Below are 14,477 nucleotides of genomic sequence, written 5' to 3' on the forward strand. Positions count from 1 at the left end.
GTTTTGTTTTATGTATGTGACATATGCTTGATTTTTAGTATTTTATTGTATGTGGTTGGTGGGGAAACTTGATGGCTCCTGACTTTTATAATCACTAACTTTTCTTATTTTAGTTCATTCAAATATGTTTAATTCTTGCATTTTATGAAACTATGTTTTACTTTTGGGGAGTAAAATCATTGGGATTATAATGAAAAGTATTCGCTCGGTTATTTGTTTTTGTTTGTTTTTGTTTGTGTTTAACCAGCTCCTTTTCGCCGACAAAACTATAGAGAATGATTCGCTATATACCAGTGAGTATATAAGTCGAATTTATATGGCAGAACCTGAACGGGCTTTAAGTTTGTTGGATGGAGCTGAAAGTAAGAAGACTATCCCTCTGCGTATTATACATGAATTACGCAGCAGGGTTTATCGTAATATGTATATGACTAAACTGGCTTTTTTGTATGCCAAAAAGTCTTATTTGCTGGATTCCGTTTCTCAGAAAGATCCTAAGCACTTGTTGACCATGACTGTCGACCTGGCAGAATTAGCAGTGCTTATGAGTGACCATAAAGAGAGTATGAGGTATGCTCTTGATGGTATCAAGCTAGCACAAAAAGAAAAGGATAAAGGGGCTGAAAGTAAGCTGTTGTTTTGCATTGGTGAAAATAAATGGCAATTGTCTTTCAAAGAGGAGGCATATGACTATTTTGACAAAGCTATCAAATTGCTTCAAGGTACAAGTTCCAAATTGGAAATGGCTATGCTTTCATACTTTTATGGGATGAAAATGGATTATCTGCTCAATGATTCCCGTAGTAAAGAAGCATTGGAGGTTGGGTTGAAGCGCGAAAAGCTACTTAAAGATATAGCTAAATTACCGGAAAAAACAAAAGGCTTTCTTGATCTGCAATATACTTACTTGTATGCAAAAATGTCGTATATCTGCTATCTGGAAGGAAAGTATGATCAGGCGGAAAAATATTATCAACAATATTTGTCAACAGAGAATTCACAGACACCGGATGGAAAAACCTATGCGATACCTTATCTGCTAGTGTCTAAACAATATCAGAAAGTCGTTGATCAATGTCAGGATTTTAAGAAATTGATGCAAGAGCAGGATACTGTCAACTTGCAGTATATTAGTATCCTTCAGAAAGAGGTGAAAGCTTATAAAGGCTTGAAGGATTTTGAAAAAGTAGCAGCATTACGTGAGTCTATTATTTCTATTATTGATGGTATTAACAGCAAGGATAAACAGAATGCGGCTTTGGAATTAAATGCTATTCATAAAGCTGACGAGCAGGAAGAATATATTGCCGAACAGACTTTACAGTTAAGAATCAGAAACATATCACTTGCTTTTTTGGGATGTGTCACTTGTCTCATTTTATTTGTGCTATGGCGGATTTGGCGTCATACGATTATTGTTAAATATAAAAACAAAATGCTGGCAAAGTTTATCAATGAGAAACTGGCTGGAAAAGTAGAGAACAAACAATTATTCATAGATGGAGATGCGGAAGATCCGATAGCTGTTCCATTGGACTTGGAACCGGAAACTGGCTTTTCCGAAAAAGACGATTTATCTCCGGATGAAGTAGTGGAGAGTAGGGAGGAAGAGGATGAGAATAAGAAAATTTTCAAAGAACTGAATCGTATTGTTGTTCAGGATCAGTTATATCTGTCTCCGGAATTGTCGAGAGAGGATCTGGCTCAGATTGTACATTTGAATAATGCGCGTTTCGCCCGGATGATCAAGGAAAACACCGGAACTAATTTCAACGGGTATATTAATGAACTTCGTATTAACTATGCGATTCAGTTATTGAAGCAACATCCCAATTATACCATTCGTGCGATAGCTGATGAAGCCGGATTTAATAGTACGCCTATTCTGTACAGTATGTTCAAGAAAAAGACTGGTATGACTCCTTACGAATTTAAAAAAGCGCAGGAATCCTTAGGTTGATTTTTGGCTTTTTCGATAAACAATTTTCCGTTTTATCGGTTTATTCTTATGATAACTAAATATAAACGGAAATGGTGCAAGTTAGGATAAAGCGAGTGTACGAAGACTTTTCAAAGACCGACGGATATCGGGTGCTGGTAGATAAACTCTGGCCACGTGGAATCAAAAAAGAATGGTTGAAATATGATTACTGGGCAAAAGATATAACGCCTTCCGCAGCACTGCGCAGATGGTTTCATGAAGATATTCCGGGTCACTGGAATGATTTTGTCGTAATGTATCAGAAGGAACTGGAAGCTTCTCAAGCTGTTGCCGATTTTCTGACTCTTATCAAACCTCATCCGGTGATCACTTTGCTTTATGCATCCAAAGAACCGGTTTATAATCATGCCCGGATCCTTCGTGATTATTTGGAAATGCATCTGAAAGAGTGAAATTAAAGTAATTTTTATCTCTTTCCGCTTTCAGTCGTTCACTCAATTTCCTACCTTTGTAATCTAAATCAAAATCGTGTGTCCATGAAGTATAAATTATTAGTTCTTGATGTAGACGGAACGCTTCTCAATGATGCAAAAGAAATTAGTAAACGTACATTGGCTGCTTTGCTGAAAGTTCAGCAGATGGGAGTACGTATCGTGTTGGCATCCGGCCGACCGACTTACGGTCTGATGCCTTTAGCCAAATCCCTAGAACTCGGAAATTATGGAGGTTATATCCTTTCTTATAATGGTTGCCAGATAATTAATGCTCAAAACGGAGAAATACTGTTTGAGCGGAGGATTAATCCGGAAATGTTGCCTTATCTGGAAAAGAAGGCAAGAAAAAATAATTTCGCACTGTTCACTTACCATGATGATACGATCATTACTGACACTCCGGAGAATGAACATATCCAGAATGAAGCTCGCTTGAATAATTTGAAAGTGATCAAGGAAGAGGAATTTTCTGTAGCAATTGACTTTGCTCCGTGTAAGTGTATGCTTGTCAGCGATGACGAGGAAGCGTTGGTTAGTCTGGAAGGACACTGGAAGAGACGGTTGAACGGAGCTTTGGATGTTTTCCGTTCCGAACCTTATTTTCTGGAAGTAGTGCCGTGTGCGATTGATAAAGCCAACACATTGGGAGCTTTATTGGAAGAACTGGATGTGAAGCGTGAAGAAGTCATCGCTATAGGAGACGGTGTGTGCGATGTAACGATGATTCAGCTGGCAGGACTGGGAGTGGCGATGGGGCATTCGCAGGATTCGGTAAAGGTCTGTGCGGATTATGTGACAGCTTCCAATGAGGAAGACGGAGTGGCTCTGGCTGTCGAAAAGGCGATAATAGCGGAAGTTCGCGCTGCAGAGATTCCTTTGGACCAGTTGAATGCACAGGCGCGTCACGCATTGATGGGTAATCTGGGTATCCAATATACATATGCCGACGAAGACCGTGTAGAGGCGACGATGCCGGTAGATCACCGTACCCGTCAGCCGTTCGGTATTTTGCACGGTGGAGCTACGCTTGCATTGGGAGAAACAGTTGCCGGACTCGGCTCGATGATTCTCTGTCAGCCGGATGAAATTGTGGTAGGAATGCAGGTCAGCGGAAATCATATATCTTCTGCGCACGAAGGTGATACAGTACGTGCAGTAGCGACGATTGTACACAAAGGACGTTCCTCCCATGTATGGAATGTGGACGTTTTTACTTCAACCAATAAACTGGTGTCCTCTATACGGGTGGTCAACAGTGTGATGAAAAAAAGATGATTGACGAAAAAAGTAACTTGACAACTATTGATGCACTTATTCAGCGGAAACAGCCCTTTGCTGTTTATCGTGTTCCCGGGGAGAAGTATCCTCGTCTGTTGACAGAAGATGTCGGAGCTGTCCGCTTGATTTTCGATTTGAAAGAACTGAATGGACAAAGAGGATTTGTGATTGCTCCGTTCCGTATAGATAAGTCATGTCCGATTGTGTTGATACAGTCCGACAGGACTGGACAACCGTTGCCTATGGAAATCGTGGCAGAGGAAGAGCAGGACTTGCAAAGTTATCCGGAGGAATCTTTTCATACCCTTTGTACTGGGAAGTATGCGACCTGTTTTCATACATTTATTGAAGCCTTGCGTGATGCTACCTTTGATAAACTGGTGCTTTCCCGTAGTCTCACTATTGGAAAGAATCCGGAGTTTTCCCCTTCAGCTGTTTTTCGTGCAGCTTGTCAACGTTATATTCATTCCTATATCTATCTGTGTTATACTCCTCAGACGGGCGTGTGGCTGGGAAGTACCCCCGAAATTATATTGTCGGGCGAAAAAAATGAATGGAACACAGTTGCCCTGGCAGGAACTCAACCTTTGCAGAATGGTAAACTGCCGCAAGTATGGGATGACAAAAACCGTCAGGAGCAGGATTATGTGGCGTCCTATATCCGTCGGCAGCTTCTTTCGCTGGGCATTCGCTCCACAGAGAGCGGACCTTATCCGGCTTATGCCGGTGCCCTGTCACATCTGAAAACTGATTTCCATTTCTCTTTGAAAGATAATAAAAATCTGGGAGACCTTCTGAAAGTCCTGCATCCGACTCCTGCCGTGTGCGGACTGCCTAAAGAAGAAGCCTACCGGTTCATTTTGGAAAATGAAGGGTACGATCGTAAGTATTATTCCGGTTTTATCGGTTGGCTCGATCCGGAGGGACGCACAGATTTGTATGTGAATCTGCGTTGCATGCACATTGAAGACGAGCAATTGACACTGTATGCCGGTGGCGGATTGTTAGCCTCTTCAGAGTTGAATGATGAATGGCAGGAAACGGAAAAGAAATTGCAGACCATGAGGCGTATTCTTGTGTCTGCTCCAATAATGATGAATCACTAACAAGCTAATCACTATCAATATGTATTCGGACAAGAAAAATATACTCCAGTTGGTCGCGCTGCTTGAGGCGCATGGAATTACGAAAGTAGTGTTATGTCCCGGTAGCCGTAATGCACCTATTGTGCATACGCTGTCTACTCATCCGGGTTTTACTTGTTATGCTATGACGGATGAACGGAGTGCCGGTTATTTTGCGATTGGTCTTGCGCTGAATGGCGGGCATCCTGCTGCCGTTTGCTGTACTTCCGGTACAGCGTTGCTCAATCTTCATCCTGCTGTGGCAGAAGCGTATTATCAGAATATACCTTTAGTTGTTATCTCTGCCGATCGGCCTGCTGCCTGGATTGGACAGATGGCGGGACAGACATTGCCGCAGCCCGGTGTTTTTCAGACATTGGTGAAGAAGTCGGTAAACCTTCCGGAGATTCAGACAGAAGAGGATGAATGGTACTGTAACCGCTTGGTGAATGAAGCCTTGCTGGAAACCAACCATCATGGAAAAGGTCCGGTACATATTAATATTCCTATATCCGAACCTTTGTTCCAGTTTACGGTGGAGTCGCTTCCCGAAGTACGTGTCATTACGCGCTATCAGGGGCTGAATGTATACGACCGGGATTACAATGACCTGATCGAACGCTTGAACAGATATCAGAAGCGGATGATTATTGTCGGACAGATGAACTTGATTTACTTGTTTGAGAAACGGCATACCAAATTGTTATATAAACATTTCGTGTGGCTGACCGAGCATATCGGTAATCAGACAGTACCCGGTATTCCAGTGAAGAATTTTGATGCGGCGCTTTATGCGATGCCCGAAGAGAAAACCGGCCAGATGACTCCCGAGTTATTGATTACTTATGGCGGACATGTGGTTTCCAAGCGGTTGAAAAAATATCTTCGGCAGCATCCGCCTAAAGAACATTGGCATGTGTCTGCTGATGGAGAAGTGGTTGACCTTTACGGTTCTCTGACTACCGTCATCGAAATGGACCCGTTTGAGTTTCTGGAGAAAATAGCTCCATTGCTGGATAACCGCGTGCCGGAGTATCCCCGTGTATGGGAGAATTATTGCAAGACCATTCCCGAACCGGAGTTCGGATATTCGGAAATGTCGGCTATCGGTGCTTTGATAAAAGCATTGCCGGAATCATGTGCATTGCATCTGGCAAATAGTTCTGTTATCCGCTATGCTCAGTTATACCAGGTTCCTTCTACGATTGAGGTATGTTGTAACCGGGGTACAAGTGGCATCGAAGGCTCGTTGTCCACGGCAGTGGGATATGCCGCCGGTTCGGATAAACTAAATTTTATAGCTATAGGTGACCTTAGTTTCTTTTATGATATGAATGCTTTGTGGAACATCAATGTCCGTCCCAATCTACGCATTCTTTTGCTGAATAACGGAGGAGGGGAGATTTTCCATACATTACCCGGACTGGATATGTCGGGTACATCGCACAAGTATATTACAGCCGTTCACAAGACATCTGCCAAAGGATGGGCGGAAGAACGCGGATTCCTTTATCAACGGGTAGAGAATGAAGAACAGCTTGCCGAAGCGATGAAAACCTTCACACAACCGGAAGCCATGGAACAACCGGTTCTGATGGAAGTATTCAGCAATAAAAATAAAGATGCACGTATACTGAAAGATTATTATCATCAACTAAAACAAAAATAGATTATGTCAACACAAAGAGAATGGACAACCATCAGAGAATACGAAGATATCCTCTTTGATTACTATAATGGGATTGCCCGCATCACCATTAACCGTGAACGCTATCGAAATGCATTTACTCCGACTACAACGGCTGAAATGAGTGACGCATTGCGCATTTGCCGGGAAGAAGCGGATATTGATGTGATCGTGATTACGGGAGCTGGTGACAAGGCTTTCTGTTCGGGCGGTGACCAGAATGTGAAAGGGCGTGGCGGCTATATTGGCAAGGACGGTGTTCCCCGTCTGAGTGTTCTGGATGTACAGAAACAAATCCGCAGCATTCCGAAACCGGTAATTGCTGCCGTAAATGGATTTGCCATCGGTGGCGGACATGTGCTTCATGTAGTTTGCGATTTATCGATTGCTTCGGAGAATGCGATCTTCGGACAGACCGGGCCTCGCGTAGGTAGCTTTGATGCAGGTTTCGGAGCCTCTTATCTGGCTCGTGTCGTCGGTCAGAAGAAGGCACGTGAGATATGGTTCCTTTGCCGGAAATACAATGCGCAGGAAGCGTTGGATATGGGATTGGTGAATAAAGTAGTTCCATTGGAGCAACTGGAGGATGAGTATGTGCAATGGGCGGAAGAAATGATGCTGCTCAGTCCGTTGGCCTTGCGGATGATTAAAGCCGGATTGAATGCCGAACTGGACGGCCAGGCAGGTATTCAGGAGCTGGCAGGGGATGCGACCTTGCTTTACTATCTGACGGATGAGGCTCAGGAAGGAAAGAATGCATTTCTGGAGAAACGTAAACCTAACTTTAAGAAATATCCGAAGTTCCCTTAAACAATGGATTGCAAAATAGACATTATTCCGCGGGTGCTTCATTTCAAGCAGCCGGCCGGAACTTCACGAGGCACATACACAACGCGAAAAGTCTGGTATCTTCATTTTACTGCTCCCGAATTTCCCAATTGGGTAGGGATCGGGGAGTGCGCTCCTCTGCCAAATCTTAGCTGTGATGATCTTCCCGATTACGAGGAAGTGCTGACTAAAATCTGCCGGCAGGTAGAGAATCAGGGAGGCAAGCTGGACATGGAAGCTCTATGCAAGTACCCTTCCATCCTTTTTGGCTTGGAGACAGCCATTCGTCACTTTTTTGAAGGAAGCTGGGCTTTGTGGGATACACCCTTCTCACGTGGGGAAGCAGGTATTCCGATAAACGGGCTTATCTGGATGGGTGACTTCAATAGAATGCTTGCTCAGATAGAGAAGAAGATGGAGGCGGGATTCCGCTGTATAAAGTTGAAGATCGGTGCCATCAACTTTGAAGAAGAACTGGCTTTACTCCAACATATCCGCTCTCACTATTCTTCTAAAGAAATAGAATTGCGTGTAGATGCCAACGGAGCATTCTCGCCAACAGATGCGATGGAGAAATTGAAACGCTTGTCCGAACTGGACTTACATTCGATAGAACAGCCCATTCGTGCCGGACAATGGGAAGAAATGGCACGTCTTACTTCCGAATCTCCTTTGCCGATAGCTTTGGATGAGGAACTGATAGGCTATAATATCTGGGAAGAAAAGCAAAGATTACTTTCGGCTATCCGTCCGCAATATATTATTATCAAACCTTCTCTTCATGGCGGATTAGCCGGTGGCGAGGAGTGGATTGCAGAAGCGGAGAAACTGAATATCGGTTGGTGGATAACTTCTGCTCTGGAGTCTAATATCGGTCTGAATGCTATCGCTCAATGGTGTGCTACTTTTCAGAATCCATTGCCGCAAGGGTTAGGCACCGGGTTACTCTTTACAGATAATGTAGAGATGCCTCTTGAAATCAGAAAAGATTGTTTGTGGTTTTGTAAATGATGATATTCGACCGACAAAAACAGCGTTTGTTGCTGGAGGGAAAGGAATATACTCCGGGCGATATACATAGCCTTGTAGCAGAAGGTGAGGGAAACCACCCTTCTGCTATATGGGACTTGTATCTTTTTCTAAACGAATGGTTTAATGATGATCCTGTGATCACTGTACATACTTCCGGTTCTACGGGGGCACCTAAAGAATTGCTTGTTCGCAAAGATCAGATGATACAGAGTGCACGCCTGACTTGTGAGTTTCTGGATTTAAAGCAGGGTGAAACGGCATTATTGTGTATGAACCTTCGCTATATCGGGGCGATGATGGTAGTCGTCCGTTCTTTGATTGCCGGGTTGAATCTTATAGTACGTCGGGCTTCCGGTCATCCATTGGCAGATGTGGACACTCCTTTAAGGTTTGCGGCTATGGTGCCTTTGCAGGTGTATAATACGTTTCAGATACCCGAAGAGAAAGAGAAATTAAAGCAAACGGAGATTTTAATTATAGGAGGCGGAGCAGTTGACAAAGCTTTGGAGGAAGAAATCAGAAATCTGCCCAATGCTGTTTATTCAACTTATGGGATGACGGAAACACTTTCTCACATCGCTCTCCGCCGTCTGAATGGTGCAGTGGTTTCCGATCGTTATTATCCTTTTTCATCCGTAGAGTTATCTTTGTCTTCAGAAGATACATTGATGATTAATGCTCCGCTTGTCTGTGATGAAACTCTGCAGACGAATGATATTGCCCGCATTTATCCGGACGGCAGTTTTACGATTTTGGGACGAAAGGATAATGTAATCAATAGCGGAGGTATTAAAATTCAGGCAGAAGAGATCGAAAAGTTACTTCAGTCGTTTATTCCTGTACCGTTTGTAATCACTTCCGTTCCGGATCAGCGTTTGGGGCAGGCTGTTACTTTGTTGATAGAAGGGCAGATGGAAATAAGTGCGCTAGGGACTAAATTGGAATCAGTCTTAGCACCTTATTATCGTCCTAAATATATTTATCAGGTAAATCATATTCCTCAAACGGGAAATGGGAAGATTAATCGTAAAGAGTGCCGTGTTTTAGCAGAGAGCTTACAGTTGCTCGGGAGACAGGAATAATAAAAACAGCGGGAGGTAATCTTTCAACTCGTTCCGCAGGAGTTCCATTGTTTTTGTTTATACCGATTAATGGATTTTACGCTGAGATTCATTTCTTCGGCAATTTCCGCATGTGTTTTGCCTTCAAAGAAACTTTTCATAACTTACGGAAATATATAGCCATAAAAATGGAGTTTACCCATTGGAGGATTCATTGATGGTGATCCATTGGACATGACGGATGGGTAAGAAGTTCCGACTACCCCTTTGTGGAATTTTTATGATTTGCAAAAAGATCCGAAGGAAGACCATAATGTGAATAATGATGAAGGAGTATGCCTTTATTATAAAGCAGATGAAATAGGAAATAATGAAATTGCGAGAAGAAGTGGGAGATACGGATGAGAAATATCCCCAGATACATTAGTTTGTATACTGTCTAGATACAAAAAAAACTAAATAAAAATATACTAGAGTCATATATCAGGATATTAAACTTATTTTTGCACCCATTAAACCCCCTAATTGAATAAACATGAAAAAACACTCGACCTTAGTCGCTGCCATTCTGGCAATTTCCGGCTCACTGACAGGATGCCAGGAAGTCAAATCACCGGAACCTGTTTTACCCATCCCGCAAGAGAAACAAGTCAATTGGCAAAAGATGGAAACTTATGCCTTTGTACATTTCGGTCTCAATACTTTTAATGACCGCGAATGGGGATATGGCGACTCTGATCCGAAAACTTTCAATCCTGCACGTCTGGATTGCGAACAATGGGTGCAGACTTTTGTCAACTCCGGCATGAAAGGAGTGATTCTGACAGCCAAGCATCATGATGGCTTTTGTTTGTGGCCTACCCAGCTGACTGAATATTGTATTCGAAATACTCCTTACAAAGATGGTAAAGGAGACATCGTCCGTGAACTTTCCGATGCCTGCAAGAAGTATGGGATTAAGTTTGCCGTATATCTTTCTCCGTGGGACAGACATCAGGCTAATTACGGCACTCCGGAATATGTAGATTATTTCTATAAACAACTTCACGAGTTGCTGACTAATTATGGAGACGTATTCGAAATCTGGTTTGATGGAGCCAATGGAGGCGACGGTTGGTATGGAGGAGCGAAAGATGCACGTACCATTGATCGCAAAACATATTATGATTATCCGCGAGCTTACAAAATGATCGATGAACTGCAACCGCAAGCCGTGATATTCTCCGATGGAGGACCGGGTTGCCGTTGGGTAGGAAATGAGAGTGGATTTGCCGGAGCTACTAACTGGTCTTTCCTTCGGGCAGGCGAAGTATATCCGGGTTATCCCAAATATCGTGAACTACAGTATGGTCATGCGGACGGAAACCAATGGGTGGCTGCCGAATGTGATGTATCTATCCGTCCGGGATGGTTCTATCATCCGGAAGAAGACAATAGAGTGAAGACAGTCGATCAATTGACGGATTTGTATTACCGGAGTGTAGGTCATAATGGTACTTTATTATTGAATTTCCCGGTAGATCGCAATGGTTTGATTCATCCGACGGACTCTTTGAATGCAGTAACGTTCCATCAGCGGGTTCAGAAAGAATTGGCAGACAACTTATTGAGTAAAGCCAAAGTTTTAGCTTCCGATGAGCGTGGAGGTCAGTTCAATGTCCGTGCCTTGACAGATGGACAGTATGACACCTATTGGGCTACCAATGACAGCGTCATGGCGGCTGATCTGACTTTTACTTTCGAACAGCCGACAAAGATGAACCGGGTTATGATTCAGGAGTATATACCTTTGGGACAGCGTGTTAAATCCTTTGTGGTCGAATATAAGAAAGGAGATCAGTGGTTGCCGGTCAAATGTAATGAAGAAACTACGACTGTAGGTTACAAACGTCTGTTGCGTTTTGAAACGATAGAGACGGAACAGCTGCGTATACGCTTTACAGATGCCCGTGCGTGCTTGTGTATCAATGAAGCAGGAGCTTATTATGCTCCCGATGCTACGGAAAGTTACACATCCGCCACTTCGGAATTGAGGAGTTTTCCGTTTACTATCGTGGGCGTTGATGAGGAGGAAGTCAAGAAATGCAGCGATAAAGACGATCAGACTACTGCTTTTATCCCCGGGAAAGAAATCGTGATTGATCTCGGTGAAAGCCGTACCCTTCATTCATTCTACTATTTGCCCGATCAGAGTGAGTACAGTAAAGGTTTGATTTCATCTTACGAATTGTCTGCCGGTTCGACTGAAGAAACGATGCAGGTTATTGCAAAAGGAGAATTCTCGAATATCCGCAATAATCCGATTCTTCAGAGTGTATACTTTAGTCCTGTTGAAGCCCGTTTTCTTAAATTGAAAGCGACACGTATGGTGGACGAAAGTGATTCTTTAGGATTAACCGAAGTGGGATGTCAATAATCCACTCAGAGTTCAAGTCATAAACGAAAAGTGGGACGTATTGCTTTACGATACGTTCCACTTTTACTCACTTTCACTTAAAACCTAAACCTTTTACTTACTTGCTGTTATAAGCCGTCAACATCCAAACCATCTTTTCCTGTTCTTTCAGATAATCGCTCATCATCGAAACGGTTACTTCATCTCCGGCTTGTGAAGCGATAGACAGAATCTTGCGTTCTTCACCGATCAGATAACTGATAGACTGTAGGATATTATTCAGTGCCTGTTCTCCGTTGCTGACCTTATCCACTTCGTTAATATTGGCTACTTTCAGATAATCACTGAATTTGTTGGCAGGAGTACCGCCCAGCATCAGGATACGTTCTGCGATTTCGTCCACTTTTTCGGCAGTGTCATCATACATCTTTTCGAATTGGCTGTGAAGTACGAAGAAGTCATGCCCTTTGATATTCCAGTGGAAACCGCGGAGGTTGGTGTAATATACTTGGAAGTCTGCCAGTAATTGTTGCAAAGATGCTACTACGTTATTTGCTCCCGATTCGTTCAATTTGATAAATTCTAAAGTTTTCATATTCTATTTGTTTTTAATGATTTATATTCGTTTTCTTTTTTTCTGTACTGCAAAGATAAGGCGGAAAATGCTTGTTGTCAAACTGATAATTTCTATCTTTGCATAGAAGAAATCTATAACTTAATCATATTTGATAGATGACGATACAACAATTAGAATATATATTGGCGGTTGACCAGTTCCGTCATTTTGCCAAAGCGGCGGAATATTGCCGCGTGACGCAGCCCACGCTGAGTGCTATGATCCAGAAACTGGAAGATGAGCTGGGAGTGAAGTTGTTTGACCGTACGGTGCAGCCGGTCTGTCCCACAGCGATTGGAGAAAAGATCATTGATCAGGCACGTGTCATTCTGGCACAGACAGCGCAGGTGAAAGAAATAATCAGTGAAGAGAAACAGTCACTGGCAGGCGTGTTCCATTTGGGGGTATTGCCTACCATAGCACCTTATTTACTTCCCCGCTTCTTCCCCCAACTGATGGAAAAGTATCCGGAACTGGATATACGTGTCACAGAAATGAAAACACAGAATATCCAGCAGGCATTGCATGCCGGAGATATTGATGCCGCAATTATAGCCAGCAAATTGGAAGACACTTTCCTGAAAGAAGAAACACTTTTCTATGAAACATTCTTCGGATATGTATCCTGCAAAGAACCTCTGTTCAAGCACGACGTGATACGCACTTCCGATATAACGGGCGAACGTCTCTGGTTATTGGACGAAGGGCATTGCTTCCGTGACCAGCTTGTACGTTTCTGCCAGATGGAAACGGTCAAAGTCAATCAGATGGCCTACCATCTGGGAAGTATGGAAACCTTTATGCGTATGGTAGAAAGCGGAAAAGGAATCACCTTCATTCCCGAACTGGCTGTTTCGCAACTGAACGAAGAACAAAAGAAACTGGTACGTCCGTTTGCCATTCCCCGTCCTACACGGCAGATAGTGCTTGCGACCAGCAGGGATTTTATCCGTCATAGCCTGCTCAATGTACTCAAAGAAGAGATACTGGCAGCAGTACCCAAAGAAATGCAATCCCTGCAATCCATTCAGTACTTGCTGTAATATTGCTTATTCCTGCGTACTGCTTCCGGCTGTATGGCGTTTCAACCATCGCCCTATTTCAGCTCCCTTAAAATAGATAATGAGGGAGCTGACTATGATAATCATTCCTGCAACGGTACTGAATGTCGGATACTCTCCCGGGAGCATGATCCAGCTAAGTATGGCGCCCAATATCGGGTTGATCAGTCTGCACATATTGATATCACTCACTTTGGCTCCTTTACTCTGTAAGGCGATAAACCAGAAACTGAAAGCAAAGACCGAGATAAATACCAGAATAGAAAGACTGATATAGAATCCGGCAGGCTTTCCGATAAATGAATGATACCCTTCCGTACCTAATCCTATCATATAGATGAGCAGTCCGCCGAAGAACATCTGCACGGCATTCAGGAAAATAGGGTTTATCTTGCCTTTATCTTCTGATACCGAAATCGCGGAATATCCCTGAAAGATGATACTGAGCAGCAAAAGTACAATTCCCGTGATCCCTTTCCAGTCCAGCGGAGCGCCATTGCTACCCATGCCTACGATAAGCAGCAAACCGATGAGGCTGACAATAAGGCTGATAATCTTGTGCACATTCAGCCGGTCATTGCTGGCCAGCAGATGGGCTAGCAGTACATTGATCAGAGGTGTCATTCCCATAATGATAGAAGAGATAGCCCCGCTGACGAAATCGACTCCGAAATAGAAAGCGGTGTACCCCATAAACATATTGATCAGGATCAGATTCAGAAACAGTTTGCTGTGCTGGCGTATTTCTTTCCACATCCCCTTATGCCAGGTATAAGCAAAAAGAATGATGCCTACAGTGGTAAAGCGGATTCCTGCAAAGTTCATCGGCGAAAAGTCGTAACTCAGTCCCTGCTTGATAAACGGATTGACGATAGCCCATAATACAGAGGCCAATATAGCATAAAAAAGTCCTTTTTTCATTTTATGGTTTGGTGGTTTTATTCAAAAATGCTGCAAAG

General features: G+C 43.2%; 12 protein-coding genes and 1 pseudogene. 10 read left to right on the plus strand and 3 right to left on the minus strand.

All coding sequences use genetic code 11. The features are described 5' to 3' along the window. The first annotated feature begins 190 nt into the window (after window positions 1–190). From HMPREF9007_RS19500 to HMPREF9007_RS19465, 8 genes are all read left to right on the plus strand, one after another. A complete protein-coding gene (locus HMPREF9007_RS19500) occupies window positions 191–1,960 on the plus strand; it encodes an AraC family transcriptional regulator (RefSeq protein ID WP_008760408.1) in 1,770 nt (589 codons plus the stop codon). 71 nt (window positions 1,961–2,031) lie between these two features. Further along, on the plus strand, window positions 2,032–2,394 hold the full coding sequence (locus tag HMPREF9007_RS19495) for a DUF488 family protein (protein ID WP_008760409.1): 363 nt from the start codon (window positions 2,032–2,034) through the stop codon (window positions 2,392–2,394). A gap of 84 nt (window positions 2,395–2,478) precedes the next feature. After that, a complete protein-coding gene (locus tag HMPREF9007_RS19490) occupies window positions 2,479–3,711 on the plus strand; it encodes a Cof-type HAD-IIB family hydrolase (protein WP_008760410.1) in 1,233 nt (410 codons plus the stop codon). Then, window positions 3,708–4,820, plus strand: a complete 1,113-nt coding sequence (locus HMPREF9007_RS19485; protein ID WP_008760411.1) for an isochorismate synthase — start codon at window positions 3,708–3,710, stop codon at window positions 4,818–4,820. The genes HMPREF9007_RS19490 and HMPREF9007_RS19485 overlap by 4 nt, the downstream gene beginning before the upstream one ends. A 19-nt stretch (window positions 4,821–4,839) precedes the next feature. Further along, window positions 4,840–6,507 carry a 2-succinyl-5-enolpyruvyl-6-hydroxy-3-cyclohexene-1-carboxylic-acid synthase gene (gene menD / locus HMPREF9007_RS19480; RefSeq protein ID WP_008760412.1) on the plus strand — a complete coding sequence of 556 codons (1,668 nt, stop codon included), beginning with the start codon at window positions 4,840–4,842 and terminating at the stop codon, window positions 6,505–6,507. 3 nt (window positions 6,508–6,510) lie between these two features. After that, window positions 6,511–7,335: a 1,4-dihydroxy-2-naphthoyl-CoA synthase gene (menB, locus tag HMPREF9007_RS19475; protein ID WP_008760413.1), complete on the plus strand. Its 825-nt coding sequence runs from the start codon at window positions 6,511–6,513 to the stop codon at window positions 7,333–7,335. Window positions 7,336–7,338: 3 nt separating this feature from the next. After that, window positions 7,339–8,364 (plus strand): o-succinylbenzoate synthase, encoded by a 1,026-nt coding sequence (locus tag HMPREF9007_RS19470; protein WP_008760414.1) that lies wholly within the window; start codon window positions 7,339–7,341, stop codon window positions 8,362–8,364. Next, window positions 8,364–9,467 carry an AMP-binding protein gene (locus tag HMPREF9007_RS19465; RefSeq protein ID WP_032850223.1) on the plus strand — a complete coding sequence of 368 codons (1,104 nt, stop codon included), beginning with the start codon at window positions 8,364–8,366 and terminating at the stop codon, window positions 9,465–9,467. Before HMPREF9007_RS19470 ends, HMPREF9007_RS19465 begins: the two co-directional genes overlap by 1 nt. Here HMPREF9007_RS19465 and HMPREF9007_RS25880 read toward each other — a convergent pair. Beyond that, window positions 9,441–9,607: pseudogene (locus HMPREF9007_RS25880) on the minus strand (sigma factor-like helix-turn-helix DNA-binding protein); the annotation flags it as partial. The gene HMPREF9007_RS19465 and the pseudogene HMPREF9007_RS25880 sit on opposite strands and share 27 nt — an antisense overlap. Before the next feature lie 374 nt (window positions 9,608–9,981). Between HMPREF9007_RS25880 and HMPREF9007_RS19460 the strand changes: the two are divergent. Then, complete coding sequence (locus tag HMPREF9007_RS19460; protein ID WP_008760416.1) at window positions 9,982–11,862, plus strand: alpha-L-fucosidase; 1,881 nt, start codon at window positions 9,982–9,984, stop codon at window positions 11,860–11,862. A gap of 97 nt (window positions 11,863–11,959) precedes the next feature. Here HMPREF9007_RS19460 and HMPREF9007_RS19455 read toward each other — a convergent pair whose 3' ends face one another. Next, window positions 11,960–12,436, minus strand: a complete 477-nt coding sequence (locus HMPREF9007_RS19455) for a DNA starvation/stationary phase protection protein (RefSeq protein WP_008760417.1) — start codon at window positions 12,434–12,436, stop codon at window positions 11,960–11,962. A gap of 137 nt (window positions 12,437–12,573) precedes the next feature. Between HMPREF9007_RS19455 and HMPREF9007_RS19450 the strand changes: the two genes are divergently transcribed. After that, a complete protein-coding gene (locus HMPREF9007_RS19450) occupies window positions 12,574–13,500 on the plus strand; it encodes a hydrogen peroxide-inducible genes activator (protein WP_008760418.1) in 927 nt (308 codons plus the stop codon). 6 nt (window positions 13,501–13,506) lie between these two features. Here the strand turns inward: HMPREF9007_RS19450 and HMPREF9007_RS19445 are convergent, their stop codons facing one another. After that, window positions 13,507–14,439: a DMT family transporter gene (locus HMPREF9007_RS19445; RefSeq protein WP_008760419.1), complete on the minus strand. Its 933-nt coding sequence runs from the start codon at window positions 14,437–14,439 to the stop codon at window positions 13,507–13,509. Window positions 14,440–14,477 lie beyond the last annotated feature (38 nt).

The sequence above is a fragment of the Bacteroides sp. 1_1_14 genome (assembly GCF_000162515.1).
Taxonomy (GTDB): Bacteria; Bacteroidota; Bacteroidia; order Bacteroidales; family Bacteroidaceae; genus Bacteroides; species Bacteroides thetaiotaomicron.